The organism is Nonomuraea sp. NPDC003754 (genome assembly GCF_053605785.1).
On the sequence record NZ_JBSGJX010000020.1, the window covers coordinates 56,427 to 71,307 of the forward strand.

General features: G+C 71.3%; 15 protein-coding genes and 1 pseudogene. 9 read left to right on the top strand and 7 right to left on the bottom strand.

Annotated features, from left to right (window positions below):
* Positions 1 to 127 precede the first annotated feature (127 nt).
* Together ACWEVS_RS24505 and ACWEVS_RS24510 are read right to left on the bottom strand one after the other, a co-directional pair.
* Complete coding sequence (locus tag ACWEVS_RS24505; RefSeq protein WP_452553487.1) at positions 128 to 892, bottom strand: ankyrin repeat domain-containing protein; 765 nt, start codon at positions 890 to 892, stop codon at positions 128 to 130.
* A gap of 402 nt (positions 893 to 1,294) precedes the next feature.
* Positions 1,295 to 2,119, bottom strand: coding sequence for an alpha/beta fold hydrolase (locus ACWEVS_RS24510; RefSeq protein WP_452553489.1), 825 nt, complete (start codon positions 2,117 to 2,119; stop codon positions 1,295 to 1,297).
* Between the two features lie 74 nt (positions 2,120 to 2,193).
* On the opposite strand from ACWEVS_RS24510, the gene ACWEVS_RS24515 reads away from it, so the two are divergent.
* The 7 genes and pseudogenes from ACWEVS_RS24515 (at position 2,194) to ACWEVS_RS24545 (ending at position 7,566) form a co-directional block, all read left to right on the top strand.
* Positions 2,194 to 2,772 carry a TetR/AcrR family transcriptional regulator gene (locus ACWEVS_RS24515; RefSeq protein ID WP_449929658.1) on the top strand — a complete coding sequence of 193 codons (579 nt, stop codon included), beginning with the start codon at positions 2,194 to 2,196 and terminating at the stop codon, positions 2,770 to 2,772.
* A gap of 211 nt (positions 2,773 to 2,983) precedes the next feature.
* A pseudogene (locus ACWEVS_RS24520) lies at positions 2,984 to 3,136 on the top strand (hypothetical protein); the annotation flags it as partial.
* A gap of 148 nt (positions 3,137 to 3,284) precedes the next feature.
* Complete coding sequence (locus ACWEVS_RS24525; RefSeq protein WP_452553594.1) at positions 3,285 to 3,500, top strand: hypothetical protein; 216 nt, start codon at positions 3,285 to 3,287, stop codon at positions 3,498 to 3,500.
* A gap of 71 nt (positions 3,501 to 3,571) precedes the next feature.
* Positions 3,572 to 3,766 (top strand): helix-turn-helix transcriptional regulator, encoded by a 195-nt coding sequence (locus tag ACWEVS_RS24530; protein WP_449929654.1) that lies wholly within the window; start codon positions 3,572 to 3,574, stop codon positions 3,764 to 3,766.
* A complete protein-coding gene (locus ACWEVS_RS24535; RefSeq protein WP_449929652.1) occupies positions 3,756 to 4,136 on the top strand; it encodes a hypothetical protein in 381 nt (126 codons plus the stop codon). Before ACWEVS_RS24530 ends, ACWEVS_RS24535 begins: the two co-directional genes overlap by 11 nt.
* Before the next feature lie 934 nt (positions 4,137 to 5,070).
* Positions 5,071 to 6,534 carry a serine hydrolase domain-containing protein gene (locus tag ACWEVS_RS24540; protein ID WP_452553491.1) on the top strand — a complete coding sequence of 488 codons (1,464 nt, stop codon included), beginning with the start codon at positions 5,071 to 5,073 and terminating at the stop codon, positions 6,532 to 6,534.
* 57 nt (positions 6,535 to 6,591) lie between these two features.
* On the top strand, positions 6,592 to 7,566 hold the full coding sequence (locus ACWEVS_RS24545; RefSeq protein ID WP_452553493.1) for a hypothetical protein: 975 nt from the start codon (positions 6,592 to 6,594) through the stop codon (positions 7,564 to 7,566).
* A gap of 85 nt (positions 7,567 to 7,651) precedes the next feature.
* On the opposite strand, the gene ACWEVS_RS24550 is transcribed toward ACWEVS_RS24545, so the two are convergent.
* Together ACWEVS_RS24550 and ACWEVS_RS24555 are read right to left on the bottom strand one after the other, a co-directional pair.
* Entirely contained in the window at positions 7,652 to 7,795 is a 144-nt protein-coding gene (locus ACWEVS_RS24550; RefSeq protein ID WP_452553495.1) for a hypothetical protein, read from the bottom strand.
* Positions 7,796 to 8,540: 745 nt separating this feature from the next.
* On the bottom strand, positions 8,541 to 9,128 hold the full coding sequence (locus tag ACWEVS_RS24555) for a TetR/AcrR family transcriptional regulator (protein ID WP_452418537.1): 588 nt from the start codon (positions 9,126 to 9,128) through the stop codon (positions 8,541 to 8,543).
* 140 nt (positions 9,129 to 9,268) lie between these two features.
* On the opposite strand from ACWEVS_RS24555, the gene ACWEVS_RS24560 reads away from it, so the two are divergent.
* Positions 9,269 to 9,676: a DUF6463 family protein gene (locus tag ACWEVS_RS24560; protein WP_452418535.1), complete on the top strand. Its 408-nt coding sequence runs from the start codon at positions 9,269 to 9,271 to the stop codon at positions 9,674 to 9,676.
* A gap of 875 nt (positions 9,677 to 10,551) precedes the next feature.
* On the opposite strand, the gene ACWEVS_RS24565 is transcribed toward ACWEVS_RS24560, so the two are convergent.
* The 3 genes from ACWEVS_RS24565 to ACWEVS_RS24575 form a co-directional block, all read right to left on the bottom strand.
* Entirely contained in the window at positions 10,552 to 11,370 is an 819-nt protein-coding gene (locus tag ACWEVS_RS24565; protein WP_452553497.1) for a MerR family transcriptional regulator, read from the bottom strand.
* A 38-nt stretch (positions 11,371 to 11,408) separates the two neighbouring features.
* Entirely contained in the window at positions 11,409 to 11,915 is a 507-nt protein-coding gene (locus ACWEVS_RS24570) for a VOC family protein (protein WP_449929640.1), read from the bottom strand.
* A 337-nt stretch (positions 11,916 to 12,252) separates the two neighbouring features.
* Positions 12,253 to 13,701, bottom strand: coding sequence for an FG-GAP-like repeat-containing protein (locus ACWEVS_RS24575; RefSeq protein ID WP_452553498.1), 1,449 nt, complete (start codon positions 13,699 to 13,701; stop codon positions 12,253 to 12,255).
* 295 nt (positions 13,702 to 13,996) lie between these two features.
* Between ACWEVS_RS24575 and ACWEVS_RS24580 the strand changes: the two genes are divergently transcribed.
* Positions 13,997 to 14,875, top strand: coding sequence for a cutinase family protein (locus tag ACWEVS_RS24580; RefSeq protein ID WP_452553499.1), 879 nt, complete (start codon positions 13,997 to 13,999; stop codon positions 14,873 to 14,875).
* Positions 14,876 to 14,881 lie beyond the last annotated feature (6 nt).

Here is a 14,881-nt window from a genome sequence, read left to right on the forward strand (position 1 = left end):
CACGGGGCCTCGCGTGGATGGAGCTGTCCGCCGCCCCGGACCCCGTGGAGGGCCGCAGGCCGGCCTGGCGCGGGATCTCGCGGGCGGGCTGCCTTCCTTTCCGGTGCGGGACCTCGGGAACGGAGGCCTACGCGCCGGGCGGGCGGGCCTCCAGGAGGCGGACGATCTCGGCGTGGCCGGTCCCGAGGAACGACTCCGAACGCAGCCGGCCGTCACGCTCCCGCACCTCGGCCACGACGCGCTCACCACCGCCTTCCGACTTCTCGCGGCGCACGCTGATCCGCGCGCCCGCCGGGGCGTACTCCCCGGCCCGGTCGCGGACCACCGTTTCGATGTCCTGGCCGGCCAGGTCGCGGGCCAGATCGAGGGCAGGCCGTCCCTGGCCGTCGGTGATCGAGGGGTCGGCTCCGTGGTCGAGGAGCACCCGGACCACGGCCGCCGCGCCGTACCGGGTGGCGTGGACGAGCGCGGTGTTGCCCACACTGTCCAGGACGTCGGGGTCGGCGCCCCTGCCGAGCAGCGCTGAGACGACGGCGAGATGGTCCTTGGCGGCGGCCCAGTGCAGGGCGGCCATCGCGTGTCTGTCCGGATCCTCCTTCAGGTCCGGGTCGGCGCCCGCGTCGAGCAGGGCGACCACCACGTCCAGCCGCCCCCAGGTGGCCGCGGCGCACAGCGGCAGCCCCTCGCTGCCGCCGCCGCTCTCCCGGTTCGGATCGGCCCCGGCCGCCAGCAGCGCGCGCACGATCTCCGCGTGCCCCTGGACGGCCGCTCGGTAGAGGGCGGTGCTGCCCTCGTCGTCGGGCGCGTCGGGGGAGGCTCCGCTCTCCAGCAGCCGTCTCACCTCGTCCGCGGCTCCGGTCGTCGTTGCCGTCACCAATGCGTTCTCTGTCACGCGGCCCAGTGTGGACGGCGCTGCGCGCCGCTCTCCACCGGTTTTCCCTGCGTGCGGGCTTCCTCCGCGTGCCGGGGCGTTTACCCCCGGGCGTGCGAGCTCTCCTCAGCGTGTCGGGGCGTTTACCCCGGGCGTGCGGGCTTTCCTGTGCGTGCCGGGGCGTTTACCCCCCTGCGAGCTCTCATCTGCGTGCGTGGGCGTTTTCCCGGGGGGTGCGGGGCCCTTCCTCCTCCTGCCTGGGCGTTCTCCCGTGCGCGTCCTTCTCGGCCCGTGTGGGCGCCTTTTGCACGGGCTCCCCGTCCGGCGCGGGTCCCAGGCCGGTGCACGGGCTGCCGGCCGCCGCGGCGACCACGAAGCGGGGGAGCGGCGGCGACCCGACGCGGGGCGCACCGGACGTGGGCCTCAGGCCTGCCGGAGCCCGAAGGCGAAGTGCTCACGCAGGTGGGGGACGAGCTCGCCGGCCCGCTCCTCCACGAAGAAGAGCCTGCCGCCCTCGATCTCGACGACCTTCCTGACCCCTGGAACGGTGTCGCGCAGCCACCGCGCCCACCGCAGCTCGAAGAACGGGTCACTGGTGCCCCACACCACCAGCGTGGGTACGGCCAGCCGCCCCAGCTCCGGCTCGATGGCGACGAGGTCCTTGGCGTCCAGCCCCACCAGGAAGCGCTCGAAGGCGCGGCCGCGCTCGGGATCGCCGAAGATCGGCCGGAGGAATCGCTCGACCAGCGCCTCGGGGTCGTCGATGCGCTCGTAGCCCGCGCCCAAGGCGCTTCCGGTCACGAGCGCGGGCCGGTCGAGCAGCACGGCGGTGAGCGGCACGAGCTCTCCCTTCGCCGCGAGCTCGACGGTGGGCTTGAAGGCCTCGGGCGGCAGGTTGTCGTGCACGTCGCAGTTGGTCAGCGTGAGCGTGCGCAGCCGTTCCGGGTGCCTGACCGCGAGGACCTGCGCGATGGCGCCGCCGCTGTCGTTGGCGACGAGGTCGACCGTGCCGAGGCCGAGATCGGCGCAGAACTCCTCGACCAGCTCGGCGAGGGCGGGCAGCGACAGCTCGTCCCTCGCCTCGCTCCGACCGTGCAGCGGCAGGTCGAGGGCCACGCACCTGCGTTCGGCGCGCAGTTCGGCGATGGCGTTGCCCCACAGGCTCGCGTTGGTGCCGGCTCCGTGCACGAACAGCGCGACGGGCCCGTCGCCTTCGTCGACGTAGGAGATGCCGTGACGTGTTCTCATCGTTCCTCCATAACAAACCGACTGTCGGTCTGGAAAATAACCGACCGTTGGTCGGTATGTCTAGAGTGGTGGTCATGAACCGCAAGGCAGAGCGCGGCGCCGCCACGCGCGACAGGGTCCTGGCCATCGCCACCCGCCTGTTCGCCGAGCACGGCTACGAGGGCACCTCGATCGAGACGGTCCTGCACGAGTCGGGTCTGAGCAGGGGAGCGCTCTACCACCACTACGCCGGCAAGGACGCCCTGTTCGAGGCGGTCCTCGAGGCGGTGGAGACGGAGGTCGGCCGCCGGATCGCCGACACCGTGCGCGATGCCGTGAGCCCGGAGCAGGCGCTGCGCCTGGGCGTCCTGGCCTGGATCCGCCTGGCGGGCGACGAGGTCGTCCGGCGGATCGTCCTCGTCGACGCCCCCTCGGTCCTCGGCTGGGAGAAATGGCGCGAGGTCGAGGCCCGCCACGCCTTCGGCATGCTCAGGGGGGCGCTGCGGGCCACCGGAGCCGTCCGGGACGACCACCTGGGGATGTACGCCCACATGCTGCTGGCGGCGATCAACGAGGTGGCGTTGCTGGTGGCGCGCACGGGTGAGACGGAAAGGGCCGAGCGGGTGGTCGACGACCTCCTCGGCCGCCTGCTGGGCGCGCCGCCCTCGCGCTGAACCTGACGAGCTGGGTGTTCTCCTACGTCGACGGCCAGCGCAGCGCACCACCACCTGGGAGTCGCACCTCCTGCTCGTCCGCTCCTGGCGGCCGGCGGCCCTGCCCTCCGTCGACGTCCTCCTGCCCACCCTGGGCGAGCCGGAAGAGGTGCCGGCCAACCCCTTTCGCCACGTGGCGGCCCTGAGCTGGAACGCTCCACTACGCGTCCTCGTGCTCGACGACTCCGCCCGGCCCGAGCGCCTGGCACGCCAGCACGCCTTGGACTACGACTCGCGGCCCGACCGCGGCCACCTGAAGAAGGCGGGCAACCTCAACCACGGCCTGACCCTCGGCGACGCCGACCTGGTCGCCGTGTTCGACGCCGACTTCTGCCCCCGGCCCGACTTCCTGCGCCATCTCGTCCCCTACCTGGAGGACCCGCAGAGCCGCGCGGGATCACCTCGGGCGAGCGGCCGTGCCCACCTGCCACAGCTCCTTCCACACCTAGGCGGTCGAACTGACCGAGCGCGAGGTGCGCTGGTACCTGGACGGGCGGCTGCCCTTCACCGTGGAGGCGACCCGGATGGACGCGGCCACCTGGGAACGGGCGACCCGTCACGGCTTCTTCCTGATCCTGAACGTGGCCGTCGGCGGCGGGCTGCCCCAGGCGTTCGTTAGCGGACCCACGGCCGCCACCGCGCCGGGACGGCCCATGCTGGTCGACCACGTGCGGGCGCTCACGAAGTAAAGCTCCCTTGACACCCGCCGGTGTCAAGGGTACTTTCCATTGTGAGATTGAAGTAAAGGGAGCTTTACGTTGTGGACAACGACATCAGAGAGCTCCGGAACGCCGCGGGGCTCTCCCAGCAGGCCCTCGGGGAGCGTCTCGGGGTCTCCCGGCAAACGATCAACGCCATCGAGCAGGGCCGGTATGACCCGTCGCTCCCGCTCGCCATCCGCATGGCCCGATTCTTCGGCCGGACCGTCGAGGAGATCTTCCACTGTGACGACTAACCGCTGGTTCATCACGGCGTTCAGCCTCGTGCTTGGGCTGCTGCTCGGCGTGCCGTTCATGCTCCGCGGCCAGGTCGTCCTCGGGCTCGCGCTCTTCGGGATCATGGCCGGATACGCCGCCTTCCTCGTGCTGACGCGCAAGGCCAGTGAGACCACCGCGATGCTGAGCGGGGAACTGGGCGACGAGCGGCGCAAGCTCAACGAGCTGCGCGCCCGCGGCGCCACCGCCCACGTGCTCAGCATGGTCGTGGTCGGCGGGTTCTTCGTGCAGGTCTGGCGCGGGGAGGATCCCATGCCGTTCGCCTTACTGGGAGCCGTCGCGGGCGTGTCCTACGTGGCCGCCCTCGTCTACTTCTCCCGCCGGGGCTGACCACCGGATCCGCTCATCCGCCGCATTCCGCGAAAACCCGGCACCCAGGCCCTCCCGACCCGACCCACCCAGGCCCTCCCCGGCCCTGCCGACCCGACCGACTCAGCCTGGGCGGTCCCAACCAACCCGCGGGCCAGCTGGGCGGGCCCAGCCGACCGACCCAGCCTGGACGGGCTCAACCGACCCAACCGACCCAACCAACCCAGCGGGCCAGCCTGGCTCAGCCTGGCTTAGCCTGGCTTAGCCTGGCCAACCGACTCGGCCCGGCCAACCAGCCCAGCTCCGCCGCGACGGCCGCTGGCCCGGTCCGCCGGCGCACCCCGGTGCTCGGGCTCTCGGGTTCGCGCTGGTGGGCGCCATGCCCAACCCCGGCTTCCGGCCCGACAAGGACGATCACCGGGTCTGGCGGTGTGCGCCGCCCTCAGCAGGGGCCGTGCCGTGGGTGGCGGTCGGGTGCCGTCCCTTACGAACCGGCGCTCATCCGTGCGGGCGGTGGCCGTCCCTCACGAACCGGCGCTCATCCGTGCGGGCGGTGGCCGTCCCTCCGAGGGGACGGGTGCGCACCTGCTGCGCGGTCGTCCTTGGGGACGGGTCCACCCGCGGCCCCGGTGGGGGAGTGCTCATGCCGTCGCCGGGATCCCGCTCGTCATTCCCGGGCGTGGCCCCTGACCGCCCTCGTGGTCCGGTCGGTCACGCGTGAATGCCGCCATGCCGTTCCCCGGATCCCCGGGACACGGCGAGGGGGCCCACGCGGAACCGGTCACACCGTTTGCAAGCGATCCGATCCGACCCTGAGAGGCGAGGGGGCCCTGGCGAAACGGGTCACGCCGTTTGTAAGCGATCCGATCCGACCCTGACAGGCGAGGGGGCCCACGCGGAACCGGTCACACCGTTCGCAATCGATCCGATCCGACCCTGAGAGGGGATGCGTTCCATGTTCCAGCGGAGCGACCTGGTGCTGACACCGGGCCGGCTGACGTCCGTCCTGGTCGCGGCCGTGCTGGCCGCGGTCGCGGCCTTCGCCGTCGCGCCCGCGCCGCCGCGCCTGGGGGCCGTGACCACGGGTGACCGCGCGCTCGCCCAGGCCGTGCGCCACGCGGCCGGCTCCGACGGCTACCGCGCGCTGTCCGTGGCGCTGATCGAGAACGGCGCCGTCCGTACGGCGGGCGTCGGCGACACGGGCGGCCCCGTCCCGCGTCCGGTCGACGCGTCCACCCCGTTCGAGATCGGCTCGGTGACCAAGGCGCTCACCGGCATGCTCCTCGCCGACATGGCCGCGAGGGACGGCCTCTACCCGCGGTCCCCGGTGCCGGGCCTGCAGGGCTCGATCACCTACGAGGAGCTGGCCGGCCACCGATCCGGCCTGCCGCGGCTCGCGGGCGGTCTCGGCACGCTGGTACGGGCAGCCGCCGCGAACTACACCCACGGCAACCCCTATTCCGGCCAGGACGTCTCCGACGTGCGCGCGGCGGCGAACTCCGCGACGCTCTCCGGACGCGGCACGGTCGCCTACTCCAACCTCGGCATGGCGGTGCTCGGGCACGCGCTCGCCGAACGCGCGCGGCAGCCGTACAGCGACCTGTTGAGGCGGCGGGTGCTCGACCCGCTCGGCATGAGGGCCACCACCACCTCCGTCCCACCGGAGGGCAGGGCGCACGGCTACGTGGAGGCCGGGCACGAGGCGGACCCGTGGACAAGCGACGGCTACGCCCCGGCGGGGGTGGGGATCTGGTCCACGAGCGCCGACCTCGCCCGCCTCGTCGACGCCATGCTCAAGGGCGGCGCACCTGGAGCCGAGGCGGCGGCGCCGCGCTTCACGGACGACGAGACCAGCCGCATCGGCTACGGCTGGTTCACGACGAAGACCGCGGAAGGCGAGGTCACCTGGCACAACGGCGGCACCGGCGGCTTCCGGTCATATGTCGGGTTCGACCGCGCGGGGCGGCGCGGCGTGGTCGTGCTGGGCAACACCGACAAGGACGTCGACCACGTGGGCCTGTGGCTGCTCGGCCACGAGGAACCCACGCCCGCGTCCACCGACCCGCTCCTCCTCACGGTCACCGCCGGGCTGCTCGCCGCCGCCGTGCTGATCACGTGGGAGCCGGCGACCCGGCGGCGGCCGAGCCGTAGCCGTCCGCAGGCCGACCGGCTCGGCGCCGTCAACGCGACGGCCAACGCCGCCCTGCTGCTGTGGGTGGCCTGGATGGCCGGGGCCTGGGGCACGGTGCCGTTCGCGGCGTTCATCCTCGTGGCGGCGGTCACCGCGGCGGGCACGGCCGTCCACCTGGCCCGCTGGCGGGAGCTGCCCACGGCCCGCCATCGCAGCCGCTGGCTGCCCGCCCTGCTCAGCCTCGCCATCGACGCCGCGATCGTCGCGCTCCTCGTGCTCGTGGTCTGACGCGTGCGCCCCCGTCCGCGTCCCGGCCGTCCGGTCCGGATCCCCTAGGGTCGTGCCATGAAGATCGCAGAGGCGCGGGCGGTGGCGGCGCGATGGGTGGCGGAGCATCAGGTCCCCGGATTCGTCGGCGCTTACGTCAGCGGGTCCGCGGCCTGGCTTCCGGCCGAGGCGGAGCTTCCGGCCGCCTCCGACGTCGATCTCGTGATCGTGGTAGACGGCGAGGCCCCGCCGAAGCTGGGCAAGTTCCGGCACGAGGGCGTGCTGCTGGAGGTCGGCTACGCCCCGCTGGAGTCCGCGGCGGACGTGCTGTCGTCACCGGCGCTGGCGCCCGCCTTGAGCAGGGGAGTCCTCCTGGCCGATCCGGACGGACGGCTCGCCGCGCTGCACACCGCGGTGGCGGGGGAGTTCGGCCGCTCCCGTTGGGTCCGCATCCGATGCGCGGCGCTGGAGGAGCGGATCGCCCCTCTGGCCCGGTTCGACGTCGGCCGGCCGCTGGCCGACCGGGTGCTCTCCTGGGCGTTCCTGGCCAGCCTGCCCACGCTGGTGATCCTGACCGCCGCCCGCGCCAACCCGACCGTCCGCCGCCGGTACGTGGCAGCCCGGGAGGTCCTGCTGAGGCACGGCCACGCCGGCTTCCACGACGTACTGCTCGACTGGCTCGGGTGCGCCCACCTCGACGCCTCCCGCGTCGCCGCGCACCTGGACCGGCTGGCCGACGTCTACGACCGCGTGCCGTACGATCCGGCGAAGCCGTACGGGACGGACCTGACCCCCGAGGCCCGGCAGATCTCCATCGACGGCACCCGCGACCTCATCGAGCAGGGCCTGCACCGGGAGGCGGTCTGGTGGATCGTGGTCACGTTCGCGCGCTGCCTGACGTTCAGCCCGTACGGCACGGCCGCCCTTCAGGACCTGCTCGACGACCTCGGCGTCGGCACCCCGGAGGAGATGCGGCGGCGGGCCGCGGCGGTGCCGGCCGGGCTGCCGGGGCTGCGGAAGGTGCGCGACGCGCTGATGGCCGAGACGGCATGACGGCCACCGAAACCGGCCCGCCGCGGCGCACGGCGCGCCCCTTCAGAGACGGACACGTCAGCCGCCACGGGGGACCACGGCCGGATCAGAGCGGCCAGGGTTCGTAGCCTGGAGGCCGGTAGTCCGAGTCCACGGGCACCCGCCCGCACCAGCCGTGGACCTCGCAGATCACCATCACCGACGCCTGGACGACCTGCCGGGTGAGCGTGTCGCGCCCCTCACCGTCCACCAAGGGGACGTGTCTCTGGGGCTCCCACCCGGTGACGGTCAGACGATCACCGTGGGGGACGACCTGACACACAGGTCCACGACTCACGGACATACCTGCCTCCAACCCATGCTGAAACGGATGTACAGAAGGCGGGGGTCATCTGAGTACAACACATCACGGAGCGTCACATCCGCAGGGGGTACCCCGCGTCGTTCAACCTTTTCCCAGACGCGCATCAGCCGAGCGGCAGCGCGATAGGCGTATCGGGCGGCGGGACCGACCGGCCACCGGGCCACTGCCGTGCCGCACCAACCAGGAAGCACCGTCAGCCGGCAGAAGGTCGCGCGGGCTCCCAGATGTCCCACGAGCAGCAGCAGGCAGTCACGGCCGTGCTCGCCGTCGCAAACCTCGGGGCCGGAACAGCCCACGCGGATGCCCTCACCGCAGCGGTCCAGCAGGCCGAAGGCCGCCTGCGCGCCCTGCTCGCCGCCATCGCGCCCGCAGCCCAGCCTTCAGGAACACGCCATGACCGGCCTGGAGACGACACCCAGCTCACGCTCGGCTTCAGGCGTTCGTTGACCGTGGCCAGCACGGGCCCCGCCGAGCGGCCCCACCGGTCGGACCTCCAGAACTACAGGGTGTCGCCCGCCTGGGGCAGCGCCAGGAGCGCCTCTCATGCGGCTGACCACGCGCACGGAGCCGTAGCGCGTCGTGTTCGTGCAGGCTTCCCGGTCCTGCGGGCCGACCAGGTGGAACAGCCCTGTCAACACGGCTCCGCGGTTCTGCCGGGGTCGCTGTTGTGCCGGTTGGCCAGGGCGATGATGCCGGCTACGGCGGCGGTGGCGAGGTCGGCGACCATCGCATCGTCGACGGGCACCTGGAGAATGTACAGGGCGGCGGTGAGGGAGCCGGCCAGGAGCACGTGGGCGATCGCGGGGTCGACGGGCCCGGTCAGCTCGCCGCGGGCCACGGCCCGTTCGATGATGCGGGCAACATCGGCGTGTTCGGCGGCCAGGAAGGTGTCCTGGAACCGGGTCACCAGTTCGGGATTGACGGCGAGTTCGCTCATCAGGGCCGGTCCCAGATCCCGGGTCGCCGGGGCGGCCAGGCGGACATGGAACGCGCGGGCCAGCGCCAGCAGGTCTCCGTGCAGGGAGCCGGTGTCGGCCGGCGGAGGCAACTGCTGTCCGTGCACGGTGGCGGCGAACGCCATCTCGGCTTTGGAGGTGTAGCGGCGGTAGATCGCCGCCTTGCCTACCCCGGCGCGGGCCGCGACCTGGTCGACGGTCAGGGCGGGGTAGCCGATCTCGTCGATCAGCTCACGGGCGGTCTGCAGGATTCTGTGATCCACACGACTGTCGCGGGGGCGTCCTCCCCGTTGCTTTCTCGCTGCCACGCCTGCATTATACGGAACGCGAGTATCGAAACCAGAGTTTCGTAACTGGAGTTCGCCCGGATGCGCGTGACTCCGCGAAAGAACGGAGAACTCAGATGATCAAGTGGGCCGGTTGGCTCATCGCGCTTTTCGGGGCCGCGCACACGCTCAGCGCCCTGACGCTGGAGGGCGCCGCGCGCCACGCCGGGGCATGGTTCAGCGGGGAGCTGTGGGGCGAGGACTTCGCCGCGATGGGCCCGGCGAACAGCGCGTACTGGCTGAGTCTGGCCAGCTTCGGCGTGCCGCTCATCGTGGTCGGCCTGATCGTGCTGTGGCTGGACCGCCGCGGCATTGTGCCGCCGCCGTTCATCGCGTGGACGCTGGGGATCTGGACCGTGGCCGGCGCTGTGGTCCTCGCGTTCACGCCCTGGCCGATCCTCCTGCTCGCGAACGTCCTGCTGCTGGTCGGAGCCCGCCGCGCCGCCCGCCAGGACAACCCCGCGCCCCAGGCCGGGCTTCGATGAGCGTTACCTGCAAGCCGCGCCGGTTCCCGATCGAACCCGTCCCCCGACCGGCTGGCCTCCTGGCGGCCGACGACCACCGCCCGGTCACCAGCGGCCGGGCCGGCCTCGCGCGGGCGGCTGCGTCGACCCGGACCGCCACCAGCGTGCAGAACCCGCGATTGATCCGTCTTACGGCCTGTCGGTAAGGCTCGCCCCATCAGCCGCCATCCATGACGTTCGCGCTGGTGAGCCAGGATGGCGTTCGCGTGAAACCTGGACAGTCAGACGGTTGATCGGGTAGCGGCGGTGTGACGCGAGTGTGGTCGGGTGCCATGCGTGCCTGGCGCCCGACCACCGGCCGAAGAAGGCCCTGCGCGAGCCGGTTCAGCTCTTACGCGGTCACCTGGGGGTGTCGGTCTTCGGGGGTTTTCTCCTCGTCCGCCGATGTGGAGAGCTTGTTTCGCGGACCGCGGACGGCGGTGTAGACGAACAAGACGCCCATGACGACGACACCTGCCCACATGGCCTGCTGCCAGCCGTCGACGAAGGACTGCCGGGCGGCATCAACCAGCGCCCGCGCGTGGGAGCCGGCAGTGCCCGCAGCCTCGACGGCGTTGGCGACGCCCTGGCGTGCAGCGTCCGCCGCGCCTTGAGGGACGCCGCCGAGCCTGTCGTCGATGGCACTGCGGTAGCCACTGGCCAGGAGGGTACCGAGGAGGGCGACGCCGAGTGCGGTGCCGAACTCGCGGGTGATGTCGTTCCCGCCGCCATGGTCGAGCGGGCGCCGATACGCGCGGCCAGCTTGTGCGCCAAGCCGGAGGTCGATGCCGCCACCGCCCTGCTGGTCAGCGCCGGGGAGCAGGCCCGCCGGCTACGCCGGCGCCACAGTGGGTGCGTCAGGTCCAGCTCGCCGAATCCGGGTCGATGCCTCGATCGCGGGCGTTGGCGTCGATGATGTCACGGAGCCAGATGGTCAGGCCTGGCTCGATTGCGTCGTAGTAGGCCGTGAAGCCAGGATCGGCGGCGTACTTCCTTCCCAGGCAGACCTGCATCGAAAGGGTGCAGTCGAAGTACGCGTCCATGGAGGCCCTGTGTCGTTCCGCCAGAGCGTTGGCTTCGGCGCTGCCTGGCCTGACGCCGGCGCGCTTGGCTGCTGCCAGGTCGTGCTCGAGCGTTGCGATGTTGTCGGCGATCCGCTGCCAGTCCTCGGGGGTCATGCCCGCGGCGCGCTCGGCGTACTGTGCCCATTGAGCTGTGTCGCCCCACCGGTCACGTGCGCCCGCGGTCAGTGACGGCTTCCAGCGCTGCCCGAAGATCGCGACTTGTTCCTCCGCGGAGAGCAGGATGCCGGTGCGTGCTGCTTCGATCATGCGATCGACCGCGTCGACCATTGCCTGCAAGCGGGAGATGCGATCGAGGAGCTGGGCGCGCTGTTGTCTCAGCGGCACGGTCATATCGACCGTCGGAGCATCGAGAAGTTCACTGATGTCGTCGAGCGACAGACCGAGCTCGCGGTAGATGAGCACCCGGTGGATGCGTGCGATGTCGGCCGCGGAGTAGAGCCGGTAACCGCCGGTGGTCCGCCCGGACGGGCGGACGAGCCCGATCGCGTCCCAATGATGGAGGGTGCGGACGGTGACTTCCACGTGCGATGCCGCGGCCCCGACGGTCAGCCCGCCGGGTCCCGCGGCATCGTCCATCGCGGTGTCGGTCACGCTGCCGAGTCTGACATGCGCGTCTGACTTACCCGGTTTCACCCCTTGGGAAGCGTGAAGCCGTTTGCTTCGAGGTAGCGTGCCTCGGCGCTGTCGAGGTCGAGGGGACGGGCCGCAGTCATGATCACGCGAGCGTTCTCCGGCGTGATGACCTCCAGTTCCACGGTGTTCCACGGAGTCTGTCGCGGTCCTGTCGTGCATCCGGGCACCAGTGCGGTGCACGCCTGCGCGATCTCGTCGACTTGGCTCAGCACGCAACTGAAGCCGATGCTCACCGTCGAAGGGGCCGGCAGGGCGTCGGTCGGGACGAGCAGAGCGTCTTGGAACGCCCACCGTCGAAGGTGCGTGACCTGGCCCGGGACCGTGAACAGGTCGATGAAGCCGAGTCCGCGGGTCCAGAAATCCACGGACGCGGCCAGGTCCGGCGTCGGCACGGTGACGAACATCGGCATGCCGTAGATGCCCCGGTAAATCTCAGGTGGCGTCGCGTCGGGCCCGGGCGGGGGGACAGGGCTGATATCGAATGCCTCGTAGTAGTCGGTCATGCGTTCATCGTGGTGCCTGACGCAACGTCAGGGTCAAATCCGGATCAGCACGTGCGTCAAGCCGCACGAGTCTCGATCTGCGGGGCAGGAGTGCTCAGGCGGCTCGGGTCTGACCCGCTTGGTGCTGTCGCTGGAGCGTGGCTGGCCTTCCCCATGCACGTACGACAAGCGCGCCCGGGCCCCGGTTCGGCTTGCGGTGGGAGTGAGCCCAGGTTGCCCACTCCGTCGGATTCGAGCATGACCATCGGGGAATGGTCAGTGCCCTGCGTGAGTGCACCAGGGGTCATTCCCACGAGACAGGCAAGGCCCCATCACCGCTCGCGCACTGCCTTGGGCTTCACCGCAGCAGATGCAGACCCATCTCCGGGGTTTCGACGTCGATCCCGATCTGCGATGGGTGGATCACCTGCGCCTCGGTGGCGGAAAGCCCCGATGGGGTGCCGCGGACGATGGCCAGCATGCCCTGCCACGCGTTCTTACCCGGCGCGCTGGTGATGAGCTCAGCCTTGCCGTCGCCGGTAACGTCCAGGACCGAGACGGCCGCGCCGAAGGCGTCGCCGCGAACGGACTGCTCGCTGATCGGATCGGGCAGCGGCGTGGGAGCCGATCCGGACAGCGGCCGGACGCCGTCCTGCGTGATGACCTGCCCGTCCGCGATCGCCGGGCCGTTGCGGGACCCGGGGATCAGCACGACCGCGCCTCCTGCGGGAGCGGTGGAGCCGCCGACGTCGGGCCTGCCGAGAACGATGTCTTCGGCCCCGTCGCCGTTGACGTCCCCGGTGGTCACTCCGCGCCACAGCACGCCGCCCGCCCAGTCCACGTCCCGCGCCGTGAAGCCGGGAACGGTGCTCGGACCGGAGGACGAGCCGTAGAAGACGTGCAGGGTGCGCTTGCTGGGCGTGAGCATGATGACGTCGTCGTACTTGTCTCCGTTGACGTCGCCGGTCACGACCTGTGAGTCCGACTCCGGGCAAACGCGGAGAGCGGGATACGGCGAGGCGGTGCAGGTCGCCGGAGAGCCGAGCTCGATGATCCGGACGGGGCTCTCCTCCAGGTCGTCGGCGAGCACCAGGTGGTGCTCCACCCACTGCTCACCGGTCGAGGGCTCGCGCATCGACCTGGCCTGAACGATCGCGATCTCCTTGTCATAGCCGCCGTCCACGTTGCCGGAGGCGGTGTGCCTCGGCTCATTGCGGGTGACCCGGACGTCCGTGTCGGGCAAGGGGAAGGACTTGTACTGCCCCTGGCCGTCGTACCAGCCGCTGATGCCCGTCCACGGCGGGGTGACGCCGCGGACGACGGTGTCCGCCATGACCACGTCGTTGGCGAACTGGCCGCCGAACTGGCCGACCTCCATCCTGCCGTTGTACATGACAGTTGACACGTGCCGCTCGACCGTCCCGAACCCTCCGGACTGCCAGGACATGGCCTGCGCCTCGCTCAACCCGGAGAAGTACAGGTCGGTCCTGCCGTCACCGTTGGCGTCGGCGGCGGCCATCGTCAGCCCCCAAGACTGGCACGGGACGGTAGAGCCCCACCTGTCCACCGTGGCGCATCCGGCCGGGGGTCGGATGAGGTGGTGGCCACTGGTCCCGTTGGGTCCGCCGTAGAGCACGGCGATCCCGCCCGAGCTCCGGTACGCGAAGGTGAGGGCCACGTCGTTATAGCCGTCGCCGTTGAAGTCGGTGTTCCGCGCGGCCACGGCATGTGCAGGACCGGCGGGGAACACGAGCGCCGCGGTCAGGGCGAGCAACGTCGCCGACCGTACGATCTTTCTGACGTGCATGGCAGCAGCATCAGCACGCCGACTTGGGGATCACTTGTGCCTGACCGTAGTTCCTGGTCAGCCACCACGTGATGTCTGGGAGAAAGCCGAGAGCGACGAGGCCCCCCGGTGCGACCTGCGCCCCCTGAAGACTTCTGTGAGTCGGCCATCCGGGACTCCGGCCTGAACAGCCACGGTGGCTGGACGGCACCGCCGCGTCCCCGTCGGCGCGCCTCCCGCAGCGGCCCGGGATGATTCGCGAACGACCGTGTACACGAGTCGGGAAATCGATTACTTTCTTGGCAAGGAGGCTGTCATGAGAGCTGCGTTAGCGGGAGTGTTAGTCGCGGCCGGGCTGGTGGGGATCTCCTCGCCCGCCGCGGCCGCCACCTGTGACACCAAGATGATCTTCGAGGTGGGTGGCCACCTCGATCCGGACGCCAACGTCTACGACCGGACGAACGCCACCCTGCCCCCCGGCGTCGGCTTCACGAAGATCCGCTATTCGGCGTCCATCGCCCCCTACCCGGGCGACCCGGTCTCGCTGGACGACTCGGTCGCCGAGGGCATCGCCACCCTCGACCGGGCGGTGCGGGCTTTCCACGCGGCCTGCCCCGGCAGCCGCATCACGATCGCGGGCTACTCCCAGGGGGCGATCGTCGCGGGGGACGTGCTCCACGCCCTGTCCGGGTCCGGCGACATCCCGCACCAACTGATCAACGGCGTCCTGTACGGCGACCCGCGCAGAACCGGCGTCAACGGCGGGCCCGGCGGCATCGAGACCAACCTGCCCACCGTGGTGCCCGGCATCACCATGAAGGGCCCGCGCGGCTTCGGCGACCTGCGGGTGAAGCAGATCTGCAACCAGAACGACGGCATCTGCCACTCCGAGAACCCGATCACCAACCTGCTGGGCTTCGCCAACGGCGTCGCCGGCTACTTCCTCGGCGACCACGCCTACGACATCGACCCCGACGCGGTGACCGGCTCCGGTGACGTCGTCATCGCGCAACCCCCGAGGGTTCCGTACGGTCCCCCGCTCCCGCTGCCGATCCCCACCCCGTACGAGCTGTTCAACGGCGATCGCCAGCGGGCCGCGGACGCCGTGGCCGGTTACCGGGCGGCGATGGGGCCCGTCCTGCCGGCGGCGGTCCGCGACCGCCTCCACGAGTTCCCCTGGTTGCCGGTCTCCTAGGAGTCG

Coding starts and splice junctions, on each gene's coding strand:
- ACWEVS_RS24510 (WP_452553489.1), bottom strand. CDS start 2,119: ATGAGAACACGTCACGGCATCTCCTACGTCGACGAAGGCGACGGGCCC.
- ACWEVS_RS24515 (WP_449929658.1), top strand. CDS start 2,194: ATGAACCGCAAGGCAGAGCGCGGCGCCGCCACGCGCGACAGGGTCCTG.
- ACWEVS_RS24540 (WP_452553491.1), top strand. CDS start 5,071: ATGTTCCAGCGGAGCGACCTGGTGCTGACACCGGGCCGGCTGACGTCC.
- ACWEVS_RS24545 (WP_452553493.1), top strand. CDS start 6,592: ATGAAGATCGCAGAGGCGCGGGCGGTGGCGGCGCGATGGGTGGCGGAG.
- ACWEVS_RS24560 (WP_452418535.1), top strand. CDS start 9,269: ATGATCAAGTGGGCCGGTTGGCTCATCGCGCTTTTCGGGGCCGCGCAC.
- ACWEVS_RS24570 (WP_449929640.1), bottom strand. CDS start 11,915: ATGACCGACTACTACGAGGCATTCGATATCAGCCCTGTCCCCCCGCCC.
- ACWEVS_RS24575 (WP_452553498.1), bottom strand. CDS start 13,701: ATGCACGTCAGAAAGATCGTACGGTCGGCGACGTTGCTCGCCCTGACC.
- ACWEVS_RS24580 (WP_452553499.1), top strand. CDS start 13,997: ATGAGAGCTGCGTTAGCGGGAGTGTTAGTCGCGGCCGGGCTGGTGGGG.